The following is a 22,207-nucleotide window of genomic DNA, read 5'->3' as shown; positions in this document are numbered from 1 at the left end:
GTTGATGCCAGATTATTACTATGCGCGGCGCCGGAATAGTCCGACAAGGGCCTGAGGCCCTTGCCCGGCTGAATGGATCGATTATTCCTGATTTTCGCCACGCTCGCGGGCAATGGCACGATAGCCAATGTCCTTGCGATAGAAACAGCCTTCCCAATCAATCTTGGCCGCCAGCTTGTAAGCCTGCTGCTGGGCAGCATCGACGCTGGCGCCCATGGCGGTAGCGCAGAGCACCCGACCACCGGCCGTCACCACTTGACCGTCCTTGAGCGCAGTGCCGGCGTGGAAGACTTTGCCTTCCAGAGCGGCGGCGGCTTCCAGACCGTTGATGGCGACGCCTTTAGTGTAGTCGCCCGGGTAACCGCCAGCGGCCAGCACAATCCCGACGCTCGGACGTGGATCCCATTGTGCTTCGACCTTGTCCAGGGCTTGCGCCAGGGCGGCTTCGACCAATAGCACCAGGCTCGACTGCAAGCGCAGCATCACCGGTTGGGTCTCAGGATCACCGAAACGGCAGTTGAACTCGATAACTTTTGGGTTACCAGCCTTGTCGATCATCAAGCCCGCGTACAGGAAACCAGTGTAGACGTTGCCTTCCGCGGCCATGCCGCGCACCGTCGGCCAGATCACCAGGTCCATGACCCGCTGATGAACGTCGGCAGTCACCACCGGGGCAGGGGAGTAAGCACCCATGCCGCCAGTGTTCGGGCCGGTGTCGCCGTCGCCGACGCGTTTGTGGTCCTGGCTGGTGGCCATCGGCAGCACATTCTTGCCGTCGACCATGACGATGAAGCTGGCTTCTTCGCCGTCCAGAAATTCTTCGATCACAACACGCGAACCGGCCTCGCCAAAGGCGTTGCCCGCGAGCATGTCGCGTACGGCGTCTTCGGCTTCGGCCAGGGTCATCGCAACGATGACGCCTTTACCGGCAGCCAGGCCGTCGGCCTTGATCACGATCGGTGCGCCTTTTTCACGCAGATAAGCCAGTGCCGGCTCGATCTCGGTGAAGTTCTGGTAATCGGCGGTCGGGATCTTGTGGCGTGCGAGGAAATCCTTGGTGAACGCTTTCGAACCTTCCAGCTGAGCGGCGCCAGCGGTCGGACCGAAGCAATCCAGGCCACGGGAACGGAACAGATCGACCACGCCTGCGACCAGCGGCACTTCCGGGCCGACGATGGTCAGGGAAACGTTTTTCTCGGCAAAGTCAGCCAGTTGCTCAAGGGCCAGCACGTCGATGGCGACGTTCTCGCACTTGGCTTCAGTGGCCGTACCGGCGTTGCCCGGGGCAACGAACACTTTCTGCACGCGCGGATCCTGAGCCACTTTCCAGGCCAGGGCGTGTTCACGGCCACCGCTGCCAATGATCAAAACATTCATTTCAAAAACCTCGGATGACGCTAATTCTGTTGAGCGCCGCAGGGACGCTTTTCTGTGGGAGCTGGCCTGCCGGCGATGCAAGCAACTCGGTTTATCAGCTAAACCGAGGGGATGCTATCGCTGGCAGGCCAGCTCCCACAGTTGATCGTTGTGCTTAGTGACGGAAGTGGCGCATGCCGGTGAATACCATGGCGATGCCGGCTTCATCAGCCGCTGCAATCACTTCTGCATCACGCATCGAGCCGCCTGGCTGGATCACTGCGGTAATGCCAACCTTGGCCGCGTTGTCCAGACCATCGCGGAATGGGAAGAACGCATCCGATGCCATCACCGAACCGGCGACCTGCAAGCCGGCATGTTCAGCCTTGATCGCAGCGATACGGGCCGAGTTCACGCGGCTCATCTGGCCGGCGCCGACACCGATGGTCTGACGGTTCTTGGCGTAGACGATGGCATTGGATTTGACGTACTTGGCCACTTTCCAGGCGAAGATCAGGTCGTGGATCTCTTGCTCGGTCGGTGCACGCTTGGTCACGACTTTCAGGTCATCGGCGCTGATCATGCCGATGTCGCGGCTCTGTACCAGCAGACCACCGTTGACACGTTTGTAGTCCCACGCAGGGGCGCGGTCAGCCGACCACTCGCCACAGGCCAGCAGGCGCACGTTGGCTTTGGCGGCCACGATGGCGCGGGCTTCTTCGCTGACGGACGGCGCGATGATCACTTCAACGAACTGACGCTCGACGATGGCCTTGGCCGTTTCAGCATCCAGCTCGCGGTTGAACGCGATAATGCCGCCGAACGCCGATTCGGTGTCGGTGGCATAAGCCAGTTCGTAGGCCTGGCGGATGCCGCCTTCGGCGTCCGGGCTCACGGCCACGCCGCACGGGTTGGCGTGCTTGACGATCACGCAGGCCGGCTTGACGAAGCTCTTGACGCATTCCAGCGCGGCGTCGGTGTCGGCCACGTTGTTGTACGACAGCTCTTTGCCTTGCAGTTGGGTCGCGGTGGCGATGCCGACTTCGGCAGGCTTGGCTTCCACGTAGAACGCCGCGCTCTGGTGCGGGTTCTCGCCGTAGCGCATTTCCTGGGCCTTGACGAACTGGCTGTTGAAGGTGCGCGGGAACTCGCTGCGACCTTGGGTGCTGAGGGTTTCAGCGGCCTGGTTCACAGTGCCCATGTAGTTGGCGATCATGCCGTCATAGGCGGCGGTGTGTTCAAAGGCCTTGAGCATCAGGTCGAAACGCTGAGCGTAGGTCAGGCCGCCGGCCTTGAGGTTTTCGAGGACGCTGGCGTAGTCGCTGGCGTTGACCACGATGGCCACGTCTTTATGGTTTTTTGCTGCCGAACGGACCATGGTCGGGCCGCCGATGTCGATGTTTTCGATGGCGGTCGGCAGGTCGCAACCTGGCTTGTTGATGGTGGCTTCGAACGGGTACAGGTTGACCGCTACCAGATCGATCGGCTTGATGCCGTGTTCGTTCATGATGGCGTCGTCAATACCGCGACGACCGAGGATCCCGCCATGGATTTTCGGGTGCAGGGTCTTGACCCGACCGTCCATCATTTCTGCGAAACCGGTGTAATCGGCGACTTCCACTGCGGCAACACCGTTGTCGCGCAGCAGCTTGAACGTTCCGCCGGTGGAGAGGATCTCGACGCCCAGGGCTTCAAGCTCCTTGGCGAATTCAAGGATCCCGGTCTTGTCGGAAACGCTGATCAAGGCGCGGCGGATCGGCAGGCGGGTAGTCTGGTCGGTCATTTCAATTTCCATCAAAAGCAAAGGAGTCAGCAAAAAAGGCGACCGGTTTTACGCGGGCGCCTTTCTGGTTTGATTGAATGCTTACAGCAAATCGTACTGCTTGAGTTTCTTGCGCAGCGTGCCCCGGTTGAGTCCGAGCAGCTCGCTGGCCTTGGTCTGGTTGCCCTTGACGTAGTTCATCACGCACTCGAGCAGGGGAGCCTCGACTTCGGAGAGCACCAGGTTGTACACATCCGTGACGGCAGCGCCCTCAAGGTGGGCGAAATAATTGTGCAGCGCCTTCTCGACACTCCCGCGAAGGGTCTGACCTTCTTCGCTAGGCGTATTGAGGTGCTGTTTCAAATTCACGTTGTCGCTCACGGGTGTTGTTCCACTCACTAAAGTCTCGGTCATCATCGTCATGCGGCCACCCCTTCTCCGTCCCCTGTCAGGCTCTTATAACGTTCGGCGAAGAAGCCCTGAACGTTGGCGCATTGTGCTTCCGTATCTTCCAAACGATTGAAGTGGGCGCGAAACTCCCTGGCGCCCGGCAAGGTTGCGAGATACCAGCCCACATGCTTTCGAGCGATACGGACACCCATGACGTCTCCATAGAAGACGTGCAGTGCAGCCAGATGCTCTAGCAGAATGCGTTCCACCTCGATCAGTTCCAGTGCCGGGAGTTTCTCGCCGGTACGCAGGAAATGATCGATCTCACGAAAAATCCATGGCCGCCCCTGGGCAGCCCGGCCTACCAGCAGGCCATCGGCGCCGGTCGCATCGAGTACGTACCGGGCCTTCTCGGGTGAATCGATATCGCCGTTGGCGAAGACCGGAATCGACACCGCCTGCTTGATCGCGGCAATGGTGTCGTACTCGGCTTCACCGGTGTACAGGTCGGCACGGGTGCGGCCATGGACCGCCAACGCCGTGATGCCTGCCTGCTCGGCGATCTTCGCCACCGTCAAACCATTCTTGTTGTCCCGGTCCCAGCCGGTGCGGATCTTCAAGGTGACCGGCACATCGACCGCAGCCACTACGGCTTGCAGGATCTCGGTGACCAATGCTTCATCCTTCAACAGTGCGGAACCGGCGGCCTTGTTGCAGACCTTCTTCGCCGGACAGCCCATATTGATGTCAATAATCTGTGCGCCCAGTTCGACATTCGCTCGGGCCGCATCCGCAAGCATCTGCGCATCGCCACCGGCGATCTGTACCGAGCGAGGCTCGGGATCACCTTCGTGAATCATGCGCATCCGCGATTTGCGGGTGTTCCACAAACTCATGTCGCTGGTGACCATTTCCGAGACTACAAGTCCTGCGCCCAGTCGCTTGCACAGCTGACGAAAGGGTTGGTCTGTGACGCCCGCCATTGGGGCGAGAATCAAGCCGTTGTGCAATGTATATGGACCGATGCGTACCGCCGACATAGGACTTCCCTGTTGTGGGGCCGGATCATGAGAGTTCGAAAAAGGGTTGGCATGATACCCGCTCTCGATGACTGGATAAAGGCTGAATTGAACAAAATCTGAACAGTAATTCTGTTATCGCCAGCGGTTTGGTATGAGCGGTCAAAGTCAGAAATATGCCGTCAAGCCTGTAACGGTGAACCGTTTCACTCGGGCGAGTGGAAGCTCAGGCTGTAGTTCACCGCTTTGGAGCCTGGATCGAGAATATCCAGTGCGATGTGGATCGGCGTCTGCGGTGGCATCTCCGCCATCCCTTCGAGGTCGCCGTTGAGGTATTCGCCGGGCTTGAAGCGACGGCTGGCGATCAGGTGTCCGTTAAGGTCGGCGAAACGCAGTTCCAGCAGCGGGAATGGCTGAGAGAAGGGCGCACGGTTGTAGATGATCGCATCGACCACCAATGCACCATTGAACTCGGGGTGGCTGCGTACAACCAGGTTGCTGCTCTTGATTTTTGCGATGTCGACCTTGGACGGTACCGTGCAGCCGATTTGCGGACACAGTTGCTGGAACCATGGGCGGTACTGGTCCTGGCGTGCCAGCTCGTCGAAATGGTAGGCGACGTATTGGCCCGCCAGCGCGGCTACGCCGAGCAGGACCAGTACCGACCAGAACAGCCGTCGGCCCCAGGGGGAACGGCGTTTTTGCCAATCCAGTTGCAGCGGATCGTCGCTCAGGTCTTGCAAGGCCTCGGCACGTTCGGTCGATTCGCTGCGCTCGTGTCGCTTGCGCAGGGGGACGATCGGGGGCAGGTCGTCGTCAGTCGCATCGGTTGCCGACAGACGATCATGGTGCAAGGGCATGTCGAGCGGGTCATTCAGGCGCAGTTGTGGCACCTGGGGGTCGTCGTCCAGATCAACCGGTTCCAGCGAGAACGAAGGTTCAGTGCGCGAGTGTTTGCCCGGTTCAGTCCGCGCTTCCTTTTGGTCGGCTTCGACCGCCTGGGCGCGATCGGCGGCCGATTCGCTGAAGAGGCTGTCGGACCACGGAACGTCGTGTTCGGCGTTATCCCGGCGAGCGCTCAGGCTGTCTTCGCGGTGCCGGCCAAATTCGGTGGTCGGCTGGATTTCCCGCTGTTCGAGCCGGGCAAGTTCTTCGTCCAGGTCCAGGCTGTCCAGATCCAGCTCGGCGGCGGACCATTGCTTTTGGCTGATGGCGCGCTGTGCCGGCGGTTCGACGATGGCCGGGGCGACCGGTTTGAGCGCTTCCTTGCCGGCCCGCTGGTCAAGCAGCTGCTTGGCGGCGTTGAACACCTGCAGGCACGAGCCGCAACGAACCACTCCACGGGCCACGCTCAATTGAGCGTGGCTCACGCGGAAACTGGTTTGGCAATGCGGGCACTGAGTGACGAAGCTGTCGGTCATGCGGCGATCCGGTTTAGGCAGGCGCTCATTCTAGCGCCGACGGCCAGTGATGCGCACCCAGCCATCGCGATTGGCGATCGGGTCCAGATCGAAGTCCTGGGCGTAGGCTTTGGCAACGTCTTCACCTTGCTCGGCGAGGATGCCTGACAGTGCCAGGCGGCCGCCAGGCTTGACCAGGCGGGACAGCTGCGGCGCCAGGGAAACCAGCGGGCCAGCCAGAATGTTGGCGACCAGCACATCGGCCTGAACCTGGGGCAGATCTTCTGGCAGATACAAAGGGAAAAGCGCTTCGGCAATATTGTTGCGCCCGGCGTTGTCGCGGGAAGCTTCCAGTGCCTGGACGTCGATGTCGGTGCCGACGGCTTGCTTGGCGCCCAGCAAGAGCGCGGCAATCGCCAGGATCCCCGAGCCGCAGCCGAAGTCGAGCACGTTGCAGTCCTTGAGGTCCTGCCCGTCGAGCCATTCCAGGCACAATGCGGTGGTCGGGTGGGTGCCGGTGCCGAATGCCAGGCCCGGATCCAGCAGCAGGTTCACGGCGTCCGGTTCCGGCGCGGCGTGCCAGCTCGGCACGATCCACAGGCGCTGGCCGAAACGCATCGGCTGGAAACCATCCATCCAGCTGCGTTCCCAGTCCTGGTCTTCGATGACTTCGCTGTGGTGCTCGGGCAGCGGGCTGCCGGTCAGCAATTCAAGATGGGCCAGTACGGAGGCGGCTTCGGTGCCGCCTTCGAACAGTGCCAGCAGGTGCGTGTGCGACCACAGCGGCGTGGTGTTGAGTTCCGGTTCGAAGATCGGCTGATCTTCGGCATCCATGAAGGTCACCGACACGGCGCCCACTTCAAGGAACGCGTCTTCGTAGGTTTCGGCTTGTTCTGGGCTGATGGCGAGACGGACTTGCAGCCAAGGCATGGCGGGCACCTTTGAAAAATATTGATTGCAGCCTAGCGGGCTGCGAGAAGCGCGCAAGTTTACGCGAGCGCGGGGCATTTGTGGGAGTCGCCTGTGCTCACCGCACAGTTCTGATGAGCGCCATACCCTGTGGGAGCGAGCTTGCTCGCGATGAGGGCCTCACATCCGGTATCTATGTCGACTGACATGCCGTCATCGCGAGCAAGCTCGCTCCCGCAGGGGAGGTGTGATGCTCGGATGAAATACCCAGAAACAACAAAGCCGCCCGAGGGCGGCTTTGTTGATGGGGTCGAAGCTTAGTGCTTCTCGCCTGCTAGCTTGTGCTCGAGGTAGTGAATGTTCACGCCCCCTTTGCAGAAGCCTTCATCACGGACCAGGTCGCGGTGCAGCGGGATGTTGGTCTTGATCCCGTCGACAACGATTTCGTCCAGCGCATTGCGCATGCGCGCCATGGCTTCTTCACGGGTTGCGCCGTAGGTGATCAGCTTGCCGATCAACGAATCGTAGTTCGGCGGAACGGCATAACCGCTGTACAGGTGCGAATCGACGCGAACGCCGTTGCCGCCTGGTGCGTGGAAATGCTTGACCGTGCCTGGGCTTGGCATGAAGGTTTTCGGGTCTTCGGCGTTGATCCGGCATTCCAGCGCATGACCGCGGATGACCACGTCTTCCTGGGTGTACGACAACTTGTTGCCAGCGGCGATGCTGAGCATCTCCTTGACGATGTCGATGCCAGTGACCATTTCCGAAACCGGGTGCTCTACTTGGACACGAGTGTTCATCTCGATGAAGTAGAAGTGGCCGTTTTCGTAAAGGAACTCGAAGGTGCCGGCGCCACGGTAGCCGATGTCGATGCACGCCTTGACGCAGCGAGCGAGGACTTCAGCGCGTGCTTTTTCGTCGATGCCCGGTGCCGGTGCTTCTTCGAGTACCTTCTGGTGACGACGTTGCAGCGAGCAATCGCGGTCGCCCAGATGGATGGCGTGACCCTGGCCATCGGAAAGCACCTGGACTTCCACGTGACGTGGGTTGGTCAGGAATTTTTCCAGATAGACCATCGGGTTGCCGAACGCCGCGCCTGCTTCGGAGCGGGTCAGTTTCGCCGAGGAGATCAGGTCTTCTTCTTTATGCACGACGCGCATGCCGCGACCACCGCCGCCGCCAGCGGCCTTGATGATCACCGGGTAACCGACTTCGCGACCGATGCGCAGAGCGGTTTCTTCGTCTTCAGGCAGTGGGCCGTCGGAACCCGGAACGGTTGGAACGCCTGCAGCGATCATGGCGTGCTTGGCCGATACCTTGTCGCCCATCAGGCGAATGGTGTCGGCTTTGGGGCCAATGAAAGCAAAGCCGGAGTTCTCGACCTGTTCAGCGAAATCAGCGTTTTCCGCAAGGAAACCGTAGCCTGGGTGAATGGCGGTAGCGCCAGTCACTTCAGCAGCGGCGATGATTGCCGGAATGTGCAGGTAAGAGTGCGCGGCCGAGGCCGGACCGATGCAGACGGATTCGTCCGCCAGGCCCAGGTGCATCAGCTCTTTGTCGGCCTTGGAGTAAACGGCGACAGTCTTGATGCCCATCTCTTTGCAGGCACGCAGGATCCGCAGGGCAATCTCACCGCGGTTGGCGATCAGAACTTTTTCCAACTTCGCAGTCATCAAAGTTTCTCCGCGGTTCAAACGATGGTGAACAGCGGTTGGTCGTACTCAACCGGCTGGCCGTCTTCGACGAGGATGGATTCGATCACACCGCTGGTTTCAGCTTCGATGTGGTTCATCATCTTCATGGCTTCGACGATGCACAGGGTGTCGCCTTTCTTCACGGTCTGGCCGACTTCAACGAAGGACGGCGACGATGGCGAAGACTTGCGATAGAACGTACCGACCATTGGCGAACGGGCAACGGCGCCGTTCAGCGCGGGGGCGGCAGGAGCAGCAGGAGCGGCTGCGGCAACCGGGGCGGCAGCGACAGGCGCTGGAGCCGGAGCGTGCATTGGAGCGGGTGCGTAGTACTGCTGAGCCGGGGTTTTGCTATGACGGCTGATGCGTACAGACTCTTCGCCTTCCTTGATCTCGAGCTCGTCGATGCCGGATTCTTCCAGCAGTTCGATCAGTTTCTTAACTTTACGGATATCCATGAATCATCAACTCCCAAGGGTCGGTCAGGGGCGTTACGCTTGTTGTTCAAGCTGTTGCCGGTCTTTCAAGCTGTTCTAGGGCAGCCTCCAGGGCCAGTCGATAACCGCTGGCGCCAAGGCCGCAGATCACTCCCACCGCTACGTCGGAGAAGTAAGAGTGATGGCGGAAAGGTTCGCGTTTGTGCACGTTAGACAAATGCACTTCGATGAATGGGATGCTCACCGCCAGCAGCGCGTCACGTAATGCGACACTTGTGTGCGTAAAAGCTGCTGGATTGATCAGAATGAAATCCACACCTTCGCTGCGAGCGGCGTGGATGCGGTCGATCAATTCATATTCGGCGTTGCTTTGCAGATGCAGTAAATGGTGACCGGCTTCACGGGCGCGGCGTTCCAGGTCCTGGTTGATCTGCGCCAGTGTCGTAGCGCCATAGGTGCCCGGTTCACGGGTGCCGAGCAAGTTCAGGTTGGGGCCATGCAAAACCAATAAGGTCGCCATCTGCTGATCCTTGTTATCTGTGTGCAGTTGTCAGAACCCGGCGACTATGCCGCAAAGCCTTTGTGACTGTCCAGTTCTATGCAATAGCCAGCACGATGGCCGATGTTTGCGCGAAATATGTGACCGAGTGATTAAATCCGGTCATTTGCTTTGGCAACGCGTTCGGCGAAGTCCTTTGCGCCGATCTCGCCAATCACCCGCACATCGGTGCGTTCGACACCGTCCTTGCCGAAAAACATCAGCGCCGGAGGACCGAACAATTTGTAGCGATCGAGCAGGGTACGTTGCTCGGCGTTGCTGGCGGTGATGTCGAAGCGGATCAGTCGATAGCCCTTGAGGCGTTCGACGACATTGGCGTCGTTGAGCACTTCGTGTTCGATGACTTTGCAGCTGATGCACCAGTCGGCGTACCAGTCCAGCAGCAGCGGGGTGGCTGTGGATCGGGCGTCGGCGAGAACACGATCAAGCTCGGCCGGGGTCGTGACGGTTTGCCAGACTCCGGTGCCTTGCGGTTGCGGGATGCCGGCAATGACGTGCGGCTGGCCAATCGGATTGAACGGGTCCGTCTGGCCGCTGAACGCCCCGTACCAACAGGCCAGCGCGTAAAACAGCAGGAACATCCCCAGTAACTGTCCGAGGCGTTTTCGCGGCGGTTTGTAGACGAACTCCAGCGCGCCCATGAACAACCCGACGCCCCCGGCCAGCAAACCGATCAGCAACAAGGTGATCTGTCCCGGCAATACGCGACTGAGCAGCCCGATCGCCAGGCCCAGCAGCAACACGCCGATCGCATTTTTCACTTGGATCAGCCACGGCCCGCTTTTGGGCAGCCAGGCCGCGCCTCCGGTGGCCACGAGCAACAGGGGCGCGCCCATGCCAAGGCCAAGCATGAACAGTTTCAAGCCGCCGCCGAGAGCATCTCCGCTGGCGCTGATATACAGCAGCGCGCCGGCCAGCGGCGCCGACACGCAAGGCGAGACCAGCAGGCTCGACACCACGCCCAACACCGCCGCGCCCCACAGCGAGCCGCCTTCGGTGCGACCGGCGATACGATCCAGCCGGCTGCTGATGGCGTGTGGCAACTTGAGTTCGAACACACCGAACATCGCCAGGGCAAACACGGCAAAAAACATCGCGAACGGTACCAGCACCCAGGCCGATTGCAGGCGCGCCTGAAGGTTGAGTTGCGCGCCGAACATTCCCATCAACGCACCCAGCAAGGCGAAGCAGGCCGCCATTGGCAACACGTAAGCCAGAGACAGGTTGAAACCGCGCAAGCCACCGACCTGACCGCGAAGCACGACGCCGGAAAGGATCGGCAGCATGGGCAGCACGCACGGGGTGAAGGTCAGCCCCAAGCCTGCGAGAAAGAACAATGCGAGTTCGCGCCAGTTCCAGATGTGCGCGACCGTCGGGGCGCCGATGCCATCAATGCTGAGGCGCTCGGTTTCGGGTGGATAGCACAGGCCTTTATCGGCGCAGCCCTGATAAGTCACCGCCAGCGTGAAGGCTCGTTGGTCGGTGCGCGGCAGCTCTACGTCGAGAATTCCGTGGTAGACCTCGACATCGCCGAAGTACTCATCGTGTTTCTGTTCGCCCTTGGGCAGTTGCGCCGCGCCGAGGCCGACATCGGCAGGGTCGGCGCGAAATTGAAAACGATGGTGGTAGAGGTAGTAGCCCTCTGTCGCGACGAAACGCAGCTTGATCGATTGCGGTGTGCTGTCTACCAGGCTCAGCTGAAACGCCTCGCGCACCGGCAGGAAGTCGGCACTGTTGTTGATCGAGCCCAAGGTGGTACTGGGCCGACTCTCCAGCAACCCGGCGGCGGTGGCCGGCAGGGCGATCATTAAAAGCAGCAGGCAGAGCAAACGGCGCATGACAATCTCGCGTATCGAAAGTGAGGGCATGATAGCGGACAGTCGCAGGGCGTGCAGGCTGGGAGCTTTACCTTGATCGTTCCCACGCTCTGCGTGGGAATGCCTCAATGGACGCTCTGCGTCCGCTTTTTGGGACGCGGAGCGTCCCGGGCTGCATTTCCACGCAGAGCGTGGGAACGATCATGCGGCGATCCTTTAGACGCGGAAGGCCTGGACGGCGGTGTGAAGTCGTCCACCCAACACCAACAAATTCTCCCCTTGCACGCGCCCCTCGCCGATGCGCAGCAAGTTATCCCCACCCAATTGGTGAATCCGCTCACTGTGATCGCGTATCTCACTCACGGCGCCGCTCTGCTGGGCGGTGACATCGGCGATGCGCACGGCGGTGTCGGAAATGGTCTGGATCGCGCCGACGATTTTATCCAGTGCGCCGTCGGCCGCCTGGGCCTGATTGGCCGTGGCTTCGGCGTGTTCGACCTGAGCGCGCATGCCCTCTACCGATTGCCGTGCGGCGGTTTGCAGGCCAGCGATCAAGGTCTGGATCTCGGCCGTGGCGCCCGCGGTGCGTTGTGCCAGTGAGCGAACCTCTTCTGCAACTACCGCAAATCCGCGGCCCATTTCCCCGGCGCGGGCCGCTTCGATGGCGGCGTTCAGGGCCAGCAGGTTGGTCTGGTCGGCAATCGAGCGAATCACTGTGAGTACGCCGCCGATGGTCGCTGACTCTTCGGCCAGGTGTTCAATCATCTGTGCGTTGCCCTGCACTTCGCCTACCAGCGCATGCAGCCCGGTGAGGCTCAGGCCGATGACTTTTTGTCCATGCTCGACCGCCAGTCCGGCATGACGGCTGGCGTCGGCTGCTTGGCTGGCGTCGCCGGCGACCTGTTGAATCGTCGCTTCCAGTTCACCGAGGGAATCGCGGATTAGCGCCGTGTCGCCCGCTTGATGCTCGGCGCCGCTGTGCAGGTCATTACTCAGCTCGGCCAGAGTGCGGCTGCTGCCGGCGACCTGTTCGGCGTTCAGGCGAATGGTCCCCACCAAGTCCACCAGATAGGCGCGCAGGCGATTGAGCGACGCTTCAATGTCATGCAGTTCGCGGTTGGTCTTGCCCAGTTGAATGTCTTGGCTGAAGTCGCCTTCGGCCCAGGTCGAGAGCGCCGGCGCCAGGTTGGTCAGTGTCCTGGCCAGTTTGCGTTGCAAGGTGTCGATCAGCAGGGCGATCAGCAAAATCAGGCCGATCATCACGCCCTGCATCAACCGCACTTCACCCTGGATCTGTCCGTGTTGAGCGCGGACCACCGGTTCCAGCCCGGCAATGGCCTGTTGCACGGCGGCAATCTTCAGGTGCGTCGCGGTGCTGAGGTCGGCGCGTTTCTGAATCTGGTCGCGCGTGCGCGAGAGTTCGGCGGGGTAGCGCGTCAGCAGGCTATTGAGTTCCCGTTTCAGGCCAACGCCTGCGTCTTCGGCCACGGTTTTTTCAGTGTTCTCCAGGCCCATCATCGCCGTGAAATCATCACTGCCGGATTCGTTGCTGCTGGCGACACCGAGTAACGGCAACGCACCAAGCAGCTCGGCCTGCGTGCGGATGCTGGCGACTTCGCGCTCGACATCGGCGGCCAACTCGCTGCGGCCGCTGCTGACCAGTTTGTCTCGGGCCAGAGACAGTTTGCTCACATGCTGAGAGGCGGCGAGCAAGGGCGCCATATAAGCCGCGTTACCGCTGGCGTACTGGCCGAGTTGTTCGAGGCTGGCGCCAAGTTCCCGTTCGGCTTGCAACAGCAACGCCTGCGGATCGCCCGCCAGTTTGCCGGCGGCCAGCAGGTCGGTTTTGCTGAATTCTTCCAGGGTCGACAGGCTCGGGCGCAGGGTTTCGGCCAGTGCTGGCGGCAAATCAACGAGTTCCTTTTGCAGGTCGTCGATGGCCTGGCTGGCGCTGCTCAAGCGCAGGGCATCACCGCTGGAGAGGTAATCCTCGATATTGCGCGCCACTTCATTCTGGAATTGCTGGGACAGGCCCAGATAACGTTCCATCAGCAGATAGGGACGTTCCAGGGCTTTTTGCGACCACCAGAGCGTCGCGCCAAGGGCCACGCACACGGCGACTAAAAGGAGGGTATTGAGATTGGTCAGCAGCTTCAGGCGCATCGCGGGTCTACCAACGGCAGAATGGTAAGCGCCTGAAGTTATTGCGTTTCTGTTACAGGGTTATGACTGAATGGGTCCATTCCGATGAAAAAGTGGCACTTTGCTTTGACGTCCGCGCGGCCTGCACGCGGTTGCGTCCACCGTCCTTGGCGCGGTACAGCGCCTCGTCGGCCTGGCTGGCCATCATCAAGCTGTCGGAGTATTCACAGAGCTCAACCACCCCGGCGCTGAACGTGCACCACAAATCCTGGGGTTGGGCCGGGTAGTGAATCTCGGCAAAGCGTTGACGGATTTCATCGAGCACCCGGTGCGCCGATTCGAGATCGGTGTCCGGCATGACGATGGCGAATTCTTCACCGCCGTAACGGCCGATGAAATCGGTCTTGCGCAAGCGCTGCTTCAAGAACAGCGCCAGGCTCTTGATTACCCGGTCGCCCATGGGGTGGCCATGGCTGTCGTTAACGCGTTTGAAGTGGTCGATGTCGAGCATCGCAAAACTCAGCGGCTTGTTTTCGCGACGGGCGCGGAAGCTGCAGTCTTCGAGCAATTGCAGGATGTGCGTGTGGTTATACAAACCGGTCAGGCTGTCGCGGACCATTCGCGCCTTCAAATTGCGCGCCCGGGCCGCGCGGTTGCGCACGGTGGTGATCAGGTGTCGTGGTTTGATCGGCTTGGTCAGGAAGTCGTCGCCACCTTCGCTCATGGCGTCGAGCTGCTTGTCCAGATCATCTTCGGCCGACAGGTAAATGATCGGCACGCTGACGTAGCGGTCGTTGTGACGGATCACCTTGGCCAGTTCGGTTCCTGTGCAGGTCGGCATGTACATGTCGAGGATGATCAGGTCCGGCTGAAAGTCCGCCAGCTCGGCCATCGCCTGGATCGGGTCGATCAACGTGCGCGTGACGATGCCGGCGCTGTTGAGCAGGCGTTCGGTGTGCAACGCCTGGGCGCGGGAGTCGTCGATGATCAGCACTTTATAGGGTTCGTACTGGGCGACGCAGGTCAGGACTTCTATCTTCTCCAGCAGGCTCGAGGCTTCGAGGGTGCCGGTTAGGAATTCCTGGCCGCCGGCGCGCACGGCGGCCAGGCGGGTCGGGGTGTCGGTTTCGTGCAGGCTGAAGAACAGCAGGGGCAAAGGTTCGTCCAGGCCGACCTGGGCTTCGGCGGCCAGCGTCAGGCCGATGCCGGCGCCGCTGAAGTCAACGTCCATGACGATCGCCGCGGGCAAGCGCTCGACCATCGAGGAGCGAAACGCCGACACGCTGTCCAGGGACTGCGCGCTGAGTCCGAAAAATTCAAGTTGCTTGGCCAGACGCTCGGCACGATCGTGATCCTGCAACATCACGTAGATCGGCTTGCGCAGCGGCGGCAGGAAAGTTTGTTCAAGCTGATCGCCGTGACGCAGGCCGGTGCGTGACAGGCGTTGCATCAAGCGATTGAGGTCGGTGATCAGCCCGCTGCTAAGGCGTCCGCGATTGGCGTCGACCGCCTCCAGCGACTGGCCGATGTGGCGCGCCAGTTGAGAGTGTTCCGGTTGTTCGAAACGCTCGGCGAACCGCAGCAGGCGCAGGTTGGCCTCGCTCAGTTCGGACAAATCGGTAGTGGACCACTCGCTGCGTTGCAGGCGCTGCCATATCTCAAGAATCTGACGTGCCTGATGAATTACCCGCTGGGCAAAGTGGTGCTTGAGGCGCTCACGGCTGGGGTCTTCTGGCTCGGTCATATCCTGACTACTAGTTAGGGTGCATGCTGAGATCGACTGGTGGCTCTATGCTAGCACCTCTTTTGAATCCCATGAGTGTTGTGTGTCAATAATCTGCAAAGCGACATCATTCAGTTTCTGACCGACTGGTCGCATAGGCTCAGCGCTGTGCTTCATTTATAGTGGCGCCTGGATCGCCTCGTTGGGTGGCTCGCCGTTTCGCGCAGGATTAATGCGCGGCAAACGAGGCACGATGGCGTAGGGTTGTGGTCGAACCGATGAACTCAAGTGATTGAAAGGATATCGCCATGCTGGACTGGAAGAACCGCGCGGGCAGCGCGCCTGAACGTGCCGCTGAACCGAAATCGGCCACCCGCAGTTACGTCGGCGGCCTGTTGTTCAGCCGGGCGCTGGCCACGCTGATCGGCCTTTACCTGCTCGTGACGATTGGGCTGGGTTGGTATTGGAGCGAGGAGCCTGCGCTGTTTCCGGTTCAACAAAATGCCCAGGCGGCTGCCGAGAAAGAAGGCAAGCAGATGGTCATCGGGTACACCACGGTGGAAACCCTCAAGACCGTCGCCGGCACATTGCTGAATAAACCGGGCGGCTATATTTCCAACGACCGTTTCCCGCCAGGCCTGTGGATGGACAACACCCCGAGCTGGGAATATGGCGTGCTGGTCCAGGTCCGCGACCTGAGCCGTGCAATGCGTAAAGACTTCGCCCGTTCCCAGTCGCAGTCCACCGAAGACGCCGACCTGGCCAAGGCCGAGCCGCGTTTCAACTTCGACAACAAGAGCTGGGTGCTGCCTTCCAGTGAGTCCGAATACCAGGAAGGCATCAATTCCCTGAGCCGTTATCAGGCACGCCTGTCCGATCCGAACCAGAAAAGCGCGCTGTTCTATGCCCGCGCCGACAACCTGAACAACTGGCTGGGCGATGTCGGCACCCGTTTGGGTTCGCTGTCGCAACGTCTGTCGGCCAGCGTCGGTCGGGTCAAGCTCAACACCGCGCTGAAAACCGAAGTCCTGGCCCCGGGCCAGGTGCCGCAGGTCGATGAAGAAATCGTCGAGACCCCGTGGATGCAGATCGACAACGTGTTCTACGAAGCGCGCGGTCAGGCCTGGGCGCTGTCGCACTTGCTGCGCGCCATCGAAGTCGACTTCGCCGATGTACTGGCCAAGAAGAACGCCACGGTCAGCGTGCGCCAGATCATTCGTGAGCTGGAGGCTTCGCAAGAGCCGGTCTGGAGCCCGATGATCCTTAACGGCAGCGGTTTCGGGGTGCTGGCCAACCACTCGCTGGTCATGGCCAATTACATTTCCCGGGCCAACGCTGCCGTGATCGATTTGCGTCAATTGCTCAATCAGGGCTGAGTCATGGTCGATAACGCCAAAGAGGCCGCCCACCGCGCGGCCTCGGATGCCGAACAGATCGCCTGGGTCGACGAGCACGACAACCTGCTCGGCGCCCTGGTCCGTTCCGATTTGCGCGAGCGCGGGCTGATCGGGCGCGGCACCTACATCATGCTGTTCAATTCGGCCGGTGAACTCTGTGTGCATCGCCGAACCCTGAGCAAAGCCATTTATCCGGGGTACTGGGACGTGGCGGCGGGGGGCATGGTGCTCGCCAGTGAAACCTACGCCGAGTCGGCAGCGCGTGAACTTGAAGAAGAACTGGGCGTGAGCGGCGTGGAATTGAGCGCCCATGATCACTTCTTCTTTGAAGACACCGGCAATCGCCTGTGGTGTTCGGCGTTTTCGGCGGTGTGGGACGGCCCGTTGATCCTGCAGCCGGAAGAGGTGCTTGAAGCGCGCTTCATCCCCATTGATCAGGTCATGCTGGAAATCCAGCAAAAGCCCTATTGCCCGGACTCCCTGGCCGCGTTGATGCGCTATCTGCGGGCTCAAGGGAAAGACGTCGCAAAAGAGCTATAAATTGGCGCCGATTGGCTCTTAGCAAGTCGGCTTTTTGCCGTTACACTGCGCGACCTTTTCAAGCTGAACCGGCACTCCTTTACAGGGCTTCCGGTTCAGTAGCGCTGCCCCTGCCTGAGTGGGGCTTCGCGGTCGATAGCCTTGCCCAAGTGCTGCGGCCAGTCTTTGTCCTCCCAAGAGGATTGCCGGTGGCCAAAAAAGCCGCATCCTTCGCCGCCCTTGGTGGCCTGGTATTTTCCACCGACGCAGGTCGTCATTGCCCGGATTGCAGTAAACCGGTGGACGCCTGTATCTGCAAACAGACCGTTATCCCGGCTGGCGACGGCATTGCTCGCGTGCGTCGCGAAAGCAAGGGCCGTGGCGGCAAGACGGTGACCACCATCACCGGCGTGCCGTTGGCCGAAGACGCGCTCAAGGACCTGGCGACCACGTTGAAGAAACGTTGCGGGACCGGCGGGGCGTTGAAAGACGGGATCATTGAAATCCAGGGCGATCATGTCGAGCTACTCTTGGCCGAACTGATCAAGCTTGGTTTCAAGGCGAAGAAGTCCGGCGGCTAGCAGCCTCTGTGAAAACCACCCTCGGCTTGATCCAGCCCTGATCCGATTCAGGACTGGCGTCGCCTACATGGTTTTCACAGAGCCTGTTCTGACCGGTTTCTAAACTCACTGCGGTCAGCGAGGTCTATCCCCTCGTTGACGAACCGTCATTTTCATTCTTTAGAATGCGCCGGCCTGATCCCAGGCGACGCTCTATGACTTCTTTATAGGGGACTTCAATGTCCGTACGACGCACACGCAAAGACGATGGCAGCCAATGGACAGTTGCGGACAGCCGCAGTGTTTACGGGATTCGCCATTGGGGGGCCGGGTATTTCGCGATCAATGACGCCGGTCGCGTCGAAGTTCGTCCGAACGGTCCGACCAGTTCGCCTATCGACCTCTTCGAACAAGTCGACCAGCTGCGCAAAAGCGGCCTGTCCTTGCCGTTGCTGGTGCGCTTCCCCGACATCCTGCAAGACCGCGTTCGTCAGCTGACCGGCGCGTTCGATGCCAACATCGAGCGTCTGGAATACCAGAGCAAGTACACCGCGCTGTACCCGATCAAGGTGAACCAGCAAGAAGCGGTGATCGAAAACATCATCGCCACCCAGAACGTGTCCATCGGCCTGGAAGCCGGCTCCAAGCCTGAGCTGTTGGCCGTGCTGGCCCTGGCGCCGAAGGGCGGCACCATCGTCTGCAACGGTTACAAGGACCGCGAGTTCATCCGTCTGGCGCTGATGGGCCAGAAGCTGGGCCACAACGTGTTCATCGTGATCGAGAAAGAATCCGAAGTCGGCCTGGTGATCGAAGAAGCGGCTTCGCTGAAGGTCAAGCCTCAGGTCGGCCTGCGCGTACGTCTGTCTTCCCTGGCCTCGTCCAAATGGGCGGACACCGGCGGCGAGAAATCCAAATTCGGTCTGTCGGCGGCGCAGCTGCTGTCGGTGGTTGAGCGTTTCCGCGCCGCTGGCCTGGATCAGGGCATTCGCCTGCTGCACTTCCACATGGGCTCGCAGATCGCCAACCTGGCGGACTACCAGCACGGTTTCAAGGAAGCGATTCGTTACTACGGCGAACTGCGCAACCTCGGCCTGCCGGTGGACCACATCGATGTGGGTGGCGGCTTGGGCGTGGACTACGACGGCACGCATTCGCGTAACGCCAGTTCGATCAACTACGACATGGACGATTACGCCGGTGTCGTGGTCGGGATGCTCAAGGAGTTCTGCGACGCGCAGAGCCTGCCGCACCCGAACATCTTCTCTGAAAGCGGCCGCTCGCTGACCGCTCACCACGCGATGCTGGTGGTGCAAGTGACCGACGTCGAGAAGCACAACGATGACGTGCCGCAGATCGACAACAAGGAAGAGCTGCCGGAAACCGTGCAATGGCTGGTTGACCTGCTGGGTCCGACCGACATCGAAATGGTCACCGAAACCTACTGGCGCGCCACGCACTACATGAGCGACATCGCGACCCAGTACGCCGATGGCAAGCTGACCCTGGCTGAAAAAGCCCTGGCCGAGCAATGCTACTTTGCCGTGTGCCGTCGCCTGCACAACTCGTTGAAGGCGCGTCAGCGTTCACACCGTCAGGTGCTCGATGAACTCAACGACAAGCTGGCCGACAAGTACATCTGCAACTTCTCGGTGTTCCAGAGCCTGCCGGACACCTGGGCCATCGGCCAGGTCTTGCCGATCCTGCCGCTGCACCGTCTCGACGAAGAGCCGCTGCGCCGTGCCGTGCTGCAAGACTTGACCTGCGACTCCGACGGCAAGATCAAGCAATACGTCGACGAGCAGAGCATCGAGACCAGCCTGCCGGTTCACGGTTTGAACGAAGGCGAAGATTACCTGCTGGGTATCTTCCTGGTCGGCGCTTACCAGGAAATCCTTGGTGACATGCACAACCTGTTCGGTGACACCGATTCGGTGAACATCTACCAGAACGCTGACGGCAGCGTGTACCACGCCGGTATCGAAACCCACGACACCATCGAAGACATGCTGCGTTACGTGCACTTGTCGCCGGAAGAGCTGATGACCCACTACCGCGACAAGTGCGCCAGTGCCCGCATCACCGCCGCCGAGCGTACCCAGTTCCTCGACGCTTTGCGTCTGGGGCTGACCCGTTCGTCTTACCTGTCTTCCTGAGGTAAGGCTCGCTCTCATCGGATTGTCTGAAAATGTTCCGTGCGCTACGGAAATTTCAGATGACCCGGTGGGACGCTTCCCTGTTTTCTACCGAAATGACTTACATCATTGGTTATCCAAGCGATGTGGTCTTCTTTTCGCGTAGGCCATTTCCTAATTTGTACTTCGGCTCTCTACTCGGTCAACTCTCTCGGAGAGAATCCCCGGCCGCCCCTCCTGTAGAGAATCGCCGATGTTCGATCCAGTCAACGAGCCGTCCTGTCGTCTCGATGTAGAGGGTCTGTCCGACCCCGTTGAGGTCTTGGCCTTTACCGGTAGTGAAGCGATCAGCGAACCTTTCGTGTTCGAGGTGGATCTGCTGATCGATGATCCGACACTGGACCTGGCAGGCCTGCTGTACCGCCCGGCTTTTTTACATTTCGGTCCTCAAGGAAACGGAATCCACGGCCATTTGCTTGAGCTCGTCCAGCCTGGTCAAGGCGTCGGTTCGAGGCTTTGCCGCGTGCGCATGGGACCGAAACTGGCCTGTCTGGGACTGCGCGTCAGCCAACGAATCTTCTGCGATCGCTCAGTGCCGGACATTCTTCGTCAGGTGCTCAGGGAGCATGGCATTACCGGCAACGGTTGCCGTTTCGATTTGAGGGGCGACTACACGCCGCAAGATTTCTGCACGCAGTACCGGGAATCGGACCTGCAGTTTCTCCAGCGTCTTTGCGCCCAGGAGGGGCTTCATTACTGGTTCGCGCATCGCGCAGGGGGGCACTGCCTGGTTTTCGGTGATGATCCGGGCCAGTTTGTTGGCGGTGAAGCCGTCGTCTTCAATGGCGAAGGCGAACGACCGGGTGTGCTCCCGTTCACGCTGCAGGGGCGCGATCATCGGCTGGAGGGCCATACCCACCGGCCAACACTGCGCAGCGGTCAGTGGATGTCGCTGTCCGGCCATCCGATCATTGAATGCAATCGTCGCTGGCTGCTGACCCGCGTCGAGCATCAGGCTTCGGAATCGGGGTATCGAAACCGGATTCATGCGGTGGCGGGGGAGCGTTCTATCCTGGCGACTCATACACTCGGCAAGCCGCGGATGCACAGTCAGCAGCGGGCGTGGGTGGTTGAGATCGATGAGCCGCAACCGGACTCGTCCAGGCCGGTTGCCGTGCAGTTTGACTGGGTTTACCAGGGGGAAGGCGCGGCGCCGAGTCATTGCTGGTTGCCGATGGCGCCGGAGTTGGCAGACGCAGAGGACCTGCCATTGCGCGAAGGGGTGCAGGTGCTCGTGAGTTTTATCGAGGGCGATCCGGACCAGCCGTTGATCACTGGATTCCTTCCTGGACCTGTACCGATCAAAGCATCCAGCGTGCCACCCGCTGCGGCGCCCAATGAGAGCCTGGCGTTCAGCGGTTTGCTGGGACAGTTGCAATCCAGCGAGCCGCTGGCGCTTCTGTGTCTGTTGCCCGCAGGCGGCAGTTTTATTCATTGCACCCAGCCTTTTTGCACCTGCCGACTGGCGACGCAGTCTGGCCAGAGCGGTGCGGCATGATCACCGTCCAGGTAGCTGACTTGACGGCGCAATGGTTATTGCTTGATGTCCCGGGCGAACCACGGGCCGGTGCGGCGCTGCGCCAGCAGTTTGCGCAGGCTCGACAGTTCCTGCTGTTCGATGGCACCGAGTTCCAGCCGTTGCGCGAGTACGGCCCGGTGTTGGTCGATCTTGAACAATGCCCGCTGCTCGCCGGGCTGTGCCACCGTGAGCCTCACGTCTGGAGCGGATTGTTGCTGACCAGCGAGGCGTCGCCGTCGCAGTTGCTCGACCATTTGCGACGCATGCTGACGGTTTCTTTCGGCCTGCATCATCGTGCCTTGTTGAGCTTTTACAACCCGCACACCGCCAGTTACTTTTTCGATGCCTGCGATGCCCAGGAACTGAGTCGCTGGCTCGGCCCGATCAGCCAGTTGCGCTGGTTTGGCGGAACATGGGCGGACCGCGCAATCGGCAGTCAGGGCTGGCAGCAACTGTTCAATCCAGGGCTTGCCGTCAGTGCGCTGGCTATCGAAGAAACCCTGACGCCGCGCCAGCAGGACACCTTGCAAACCTGCATGCTGGAACAACATGCCTGGCATTGGAGCCGATCCACCGGGACTGACTACAACCGCCTCTGGTCGCATGTGCAGGAAGGGCTGGCGCTGGGTTTCAGTGAGCGTGCGGTACTGGATGGCTGGCTATGGCTGCGCTTGCAGTATCCCGACGCGTTGCCTGTGCAGCCGTTGCCGGGAAGCACTCAGCAGGAACGGCTCGATACCCTGCGTAACCTGTGGCAGGACGATTCCTCCGGGCAGTCAGCCCCATGAGGCTTGGGGCCTGGCGCTGGA

General features: G+C 60.6%; 17 protein-coding genes and 1 pseudogene. 6 read left to right on the top strand and 12 right to left on the bottom strand.

Going from position 1 to position 22,207, the window contains the following annotated elements; translation table 11 throughout:
• Positions 1-81 precede the first annotated feature (81 nt).
• From purD to gcbA, 12 genes and pseudogenes are all read right to left on the bottom strand, one after another.
• A complete protein-coding gene (gene purD, locus ACM6I0_RS01640) occupies positions 82-1,377 on the bottom strand; it encodes a phosphoribosylamine--glycine ligase (RefSeq protein WP_285431884.1) in 1,296 nt (431 codons plus the stop codon).
• Positions 1,378-1,531: 154 nt separating this feature from the next.
• A complete protein-coding gene (purH, locus tag ACM6I0_RS01635; protein WP_285431886.1) occupies positions 1,532-3,139 on the bottom strand; it encodes a bifunctional phosphoribosylaminoimidazolecarboxamide formyltransferase/IMP cyclohydrolase in 1,608 nt (535 codons plus the stop codon).
• 81 nt (positions 3,140-3,220) lie between these two features.
• Positions 3,221-3,541, bottom strand: a complete 321-nt coding sequence (gene fis / locus ACM6I0_RS01630) for a DNA-binding transcriptional regulator Fis (protein ID WP_007907419.1) — start codon at positions 3,539-3,541, stop codon at positions 3,221-3,223.
• Positions 3,538-4,548 (bottom strand): tRNA dihydrouridine synthase DusB, encoded by a 1,011-nt coding sequence (dusB, locus tag ACM6I0_RS01625; protein ID WP_056746229.1) that lies wholly within the window; start codon positions 4,546-4,548, stop codon positions 3,538-3,540. Before dusB ends, fis begins: the two co-directional genes overlap by 4 nt.
• A 185-nt stretch (positions 4,549-4,733) precedes the next feature.
• A complete protein-coding gene (locus tag ACM6I0_RS01620) occupies positions 4,734-5,948 on the bottom strand; it encodes a DUF3426 domain-containing protein (protein WP_414921325.1) in 1,215 nt (404 codons plus the stop codon).
• A gap of 30 nt (positions 5,949-5,978) precedes the next feature.
• A complete protein-coding gene (gene prmA, locus ACM6I0_RS01615; RefSeq protein WP_414921324.1) occupies positions 5,979-6,857 on the bottom strand; it encodes a 50S ribosomal protein L11 methyltransferase in 879 nt (292 codons plus the stop codon).
• A 296-nt stretch (positions 6,858-7,153) separates the two neighbouring features.
• The gene (gene accC, locus ACM6I0_RS01610; RefSeq protein ID WP_090176051.1) at positions 7,154-8,512 is read right to left on the bottom strand and encodes an acetyl-CoA carboxylase biotin carboxylase subunit; all 1,359 of its coding nucleotides are present in this window, start codon (positions 8,510-8,512) and stop codon (positions 7,154-7,156) included.
• A gap of 17 nt (positions 8,513-8,529) precedes the next feature.
• Positions 8,530-8,991: an acetyl-CoA carboxylase biotin carboxyl carrier protein gene (accB, locus tag ACM6I0_RS01605; protein WP_090176048.1), complete on the bottom strand. Its 462-nt coding sequence runs from the start codon at positions 8,989-8,991 to the stop codon at positions 8,530-8,532.
• 46 nt (positions 8,992-9,037) lie between these two features.
• On the bottom strand, positions 9,038-9,490 hold the full coding sequence (gene aroQ, locus ACM6I0_RS01600; RefSeq protein WP_020797556.1) for a type II 3-dehydroquinate dehydratase: 453 nt from the start codon (positions 9,488-9,490) through the stop codon (positions 9,038-9,040).
• A gap of 131 nt (positions 9,491-9,621) precedes the next feature.
• Entirely contained in the window at positions 9,622-11,367 is a 1,746-nt protein-coding gene (locus tag ACM6I0_RS01595; RefSeq protein WP_414921323.1) for a protein-disulfide reductase DsbD, read from the bottom strand.
• Positions 11,368-11,562: 195 nt separating this feature from the next.
• Positions 11,563-12,069, bottom strand: a pseudogene (locus ACM6I0_RS01590) (methyl-accepting chemotaxis protein); the annotation flags it as partial.
• A 1,492-nt stretch (positions 12,070-13,561) separates the two neighbouring features.
• Positions 13,562-15,232, bottom strand: a complete 1,671-nt coding sequence (gcbA, locus tag ACM6I0_RS01585) for a diguanylate cyclase GcbA (RefSeq protein ID WP_285431894.1) — start codon at positions 15,230-15,232, stop codon at positions 13,562-13,564.
• A 287-nt stretch (positions 15,233-15,519) separates the two neighbouring features.
• On the opposite strand from gcbA, the gene ACM6I0_RS01580 reads away from it, so the two are divergent.
• The 6 genes from ACM6I0_RS01580 to ACM6I0_RS01555 all read left to right on the top strand — a co-directional run bounded on the left by ACM6I0_RS01580 (position 15,520) and on the right by ACM6I0_RS01555 (position 22,186).
• Complete coding sequence (locus ACM6I0_RS01580) at positions 15,520-16,587, top strand: DUF2333 family protein (protein WP_285431896.1); 1,068 nt, start codon at positions 15,520-15,522, stop codon at positions 16,585-16,587.
• 3 nt (positions 16,588-16,590) lie between these two features.
• A complete protein-coding gene (locus ACM6I0_RS01575; RefSeq protein WP_259155543.1) occupies positions 16,591-17,148 on the top strand; it encodes an NUDIX hydrolase in 558 nt (185 codons plus the stop codon).
• Between the two features lie 188 nt (positions 17,149-17,336).
• Entirely contained in the window at positions 17,337-17,708 is a 372-nt protein-coding gene (locus tag ACM6I0_RS01570) for a translation initiation factor Sui1 (RefSeq protein WP_090176030.1), read from the top strand.
• A 218-nt stretch (positions 17,709-17,926) separates the two neighbouring features.
• Positions 17,927-19,840 (top strand): arginine decarboxylase, encoded by a 1,914-nt coding sequence (gene speA, locus ACM6I0_RS01565; protein WP_285431898.1) that lies wholly within the window; start codon positions 17,927-17,929, stop codon positions 19,838-19,840.
• 232 nt (positions 19,841-20,072) lie between these two features.
• A complete protein-coding gene (locus tag ACM6I0_RS01560; protein WP_414921322.1) occupies positions 20,073-21,377 on the top strand; it encodes a type VI secretion system Vgr family protein in 1,305 nt (434 codons plus the stop codon).
• Positions 21,374-22,186, top strand: coding sequence for a DUF4123 domain-containing protein (locus ACM6I0_RS01555; RefSeq protein WP_414921321.1), 813 nt, complete (start codon positions 21,374-21,376; stop codon positions 22,184-22,186). The genes ACM6I0_RS01560 and ACM6I0_RS01555 overlap by 4 nt, the downstream gene beginning before the upstream one ends.
• Positions 22,187-22,207 lie beyond the last annotated feature (21 nt).

Origin of the sequence: Pseudomonas sp. IT-P294 (assembly GCF_949767865.1) — a bacterium.
In the GTDB taxonomy this organism is placed as follows: Bacteria; Pseudomonadota; Gammaproteobacteria; order Pseudomonadales; family Pseudomonadaceae; genus Aquipseudomonas.
Note: the sequence above shows the minus strand (reverse complement) of the source record. Positions and strands in the feature narration are given on the sequence as shown.

Bases quoted from the DNA above. Each gene is read 5' to 3' on its own strand.
- ACM6I0_RS01560 (WP_414921322.1), top strand. From the start codon at position 20,073: ATGTTCGATCCAGTCAACGAGCCGTCCTGTCGTCTCGATGTAGAGGGT.
- purD (WP_285431884.1), bottom strand. From the start codon at position 1,377: ATGAATGTTTTGATCATTGGCAGCGGTGGCCGTGAACACGCCCTGGCC.
- prmA (WP_414921324.1), bottom strand. From the start codon at position 6,857: ATGCCTTGGCTGCAAGTCCGTCTCGCCATCAGCCCAGAACAAGCCGAA.
- speA (WP_285431898.1), top strand. From the start codon at position 17,927: ATGTCCGTACGACGCACACGCAAAGACGATGGCAGCCAATGGACAGTT.
- accC (WP_090176051.1), bottom strand. From the start codon at position 8,512: ATGACTGCGAAGTTGGAAAAAGTTCTGATCGCCAACCGCGGTGAGATT.
- fis (WP_007907419.1), bottom strand. From the start codon at position 3,541: ATGACGATGATGACCGAGACTTTAGTGAGTGGAACAACACCCGTGAGC.
- gcbA (WP_285431894.1), bottom strand. From the start codon at position 15,232: ATGACCGAGCCAGAAGACCCCAGCCGTGAGCGCCTCAAGCACCACTTT.
- purH (WP_285431886.1), bottom strand. From the start codon at position 3,139: ATGACCGACCAGACTACCCGCCTGCCGATCCGCCGCGCCTTGATCAGC.
- ACM6I0_RS01575 (WP_259155543.1), top strand. From the start codon at position 16,591: ATGGTCGATAACGCCAAAGAGGCCGCCCACCGCGCGGCCTCGGATGCC.
- aroQ (WP_020797556.1), bottom strand. From the start codon at position 9,490: ATGGCGACCTTATTGGTTTTGCATGGCCCCAACCTGAACTTGCTCGGC.
- ACM6I0_RS01555 (WP_414921321.1), top strand. From the start codon at position 21,374: ATGATCACCGTCCAGGTAGCTGACTTGACGGCGCAATGGTTATTGCTT.
- ACM6I0_RS01595 (WP_414921323.1), bottom strand. From the start codon at position 11,367: ATGCGCCGTTTGCTCTGCCTGCTGCTTTTAATGATCGCCCTGCCGGCC.
- accB (WP_090176048.1), bottom strand. From the start codon at position 8,991: ATGGATATCCGTAAAGTTAAGAAACTGATCGAACTGCTGGAAGAATCC.
- ACM6I0_RS01580 (WP_285431896.1), top strand. From the start codon at position 15,520: ATGCTGGACTGGAAGAACCGCGCGGGCAGCGCGCCTGAACGTGCCGCT.
- ACM6I0_RS01620 (WP_414921325.1), bottom strand. From the start codon at position 5,948: ATGACCGACAGCTTCGTCACTCAGTGCCCGCATTGCCAAACCAGTTTC.
- dusB (WP_056746229.1), bottom strand. From the start codon at position 4,548: ATGTCGGCGGTACGCATCGGTCCATATACATTGCACAACGGCTTGATT.